The organism is Gudongella ferriphila (assembly GCF_046224405.1).
Lineage (GTDB): Bacteria > Bacillota > Clostridia > Tissierellales > Tissierellaceae > Gudongella.
Genome location: NZ_JBJXRK010000064.1, coordinates 1 through 1,672 on the forward strand (window position 1 = coordinate 1; position 1,672 = coordinate 1,672).

Here is a 1,672-nt window from a genome sequence, read left to right on the forward strand (position 1 = left end):
CTACTCTTTCACCTGAGACCTATCTACCAGGTCGTCTTCCTGGTGTCTTACTCTTTCGAAGAGAAATCTCATCTTGAGGGGGGCTTCGTGCTTAGATGCCTTCAGCACTTATCCCTTCCAAACTTAGCTACTCAGCCATGCCGTTGGCACGACAACTGATACACCAGCGGTTTGTCCATCCCGGTCCTCTCGTACTAAGGACAGCTCCTCTCAAATTTCTTACGCCCACGACGGATAGGGACCGAACTGTCTCACGACGTTCTGAACCCAGCTCGCGTGCCTCTTTAATGGGCGAACAGCCCAACCCTTGGGACCTACTTCAGCCCCAGGATGAGACGAGCCGACATCGAGGTGCCAAACCTCCCCGTCGATGTGGACTCTTGGGGGAGATAAGCCTGTTATCCCCGGGGTAGCTTTTATCCGTTGAGCGATGGCCCTTCCACGCGGTACCACCGGATCACTAAGTCCAACTTTCGTTCCTGCTCCACTTGTTGGTGTCGCAGTCAAGCTTCCTTCTGCCTTTACACTCTTCGCACGATTTCCGACCGTGCTGAGGAAACCTTTGAGCGCCTCCGTTACTCTTTAGGAGGCGACCGCCCCAGTCAAACTGCCCAACTGACAGTGTCCCCATACCGGTTTCACGGTACCAGGTTAGAATTCCAGCATCACAAGAGTGGTATCCCAAGGGCGACTCCACAAATACTGGCGCACTTGCTTCCTAGTCTCCCACCTATCCTGTACATGCAATGCCAAAATCCAATGTCAGCCTGCAGTAAAGCTCCACGGGGTCTTTCCGTCCTGTCGCGGGTAACTCGCATCTTCACGAGTACTACAATTTCACCGGATCCTTTGTTGAGACAGTGCCCAAATCGTTACACCTTTCGTGCGGGTCGGAACTTACCCGACAAGGAATTTCGCTACCTTAGGACCGTTATAGTTACGGCCGCCGTTTACTGGGGCTTAAGTTCATACCTTCGCTTGCGCTAAGCATTCCCCTTAACCTTCCAGCACCGGGCAGGTGTCAGCCCCTATACTTCGTCTTTCGACTTAGCAGAGACTTGTGTTTTTGGTAAACAGTCGCTTGGGCCTATTCACTGCGGCCGGTCCACGCTTTATACATCGTTTGATGTCCACGCTAACCGGCACCCCTTCTCCCGAAGTTACGGGGCTATTTTGCCGAGTTCCTTAACAAAGGTTCTTCCGCTCGTCTTAGGATTCTCTCCTCACCTACCTGTGTCGGTTTGCGGTACGGGTAGTTTTAATCTCGATAGTGGCTTTTCTTGGCAGCGTGGAGTCTGTTGCTTCTCTACTTGTTTTTCGATCCCCATCGTACCTTGGTATTAACAAGAAAACGGATTTGCCTGTCTTCTCTACCTACATACTTGGACGTGCTCTTCCAACCGCACGCTCAACATATCCTTCTGCGTCCCCACATCTCTCAAACGATTATCACTAGTACAGGAATTATAACCTGTTGTCCATCGCCTACGCTTTTCAGCCTGGGCTTAGGTCCCGACTTACCCTGAGTGGACGAGCCTTCCTCAGGAAACCTTGGGTTTTCGACGGGTGAGATTCTCACTCACCTTTCGCTACTTATGCCAGCATTCTCTCTTGTGTAATGTCCAGCGCTCCTTTCGGTACACCTTCTTCCCTTACACAATGCTCCTCTACC

At 51.7% G+C, this 1,672-nt stretch carries 1 rRNA gene; it reads right to left on the minus strand.

Annotation, left to right across the window (positions count from 1 at the left end):
• Positions 1–1,672: ribosomal RNA gene (locus ACKVDP_RS13745) — 23S ribosomal RNA — on the minus strand; the annotation flags it as partial.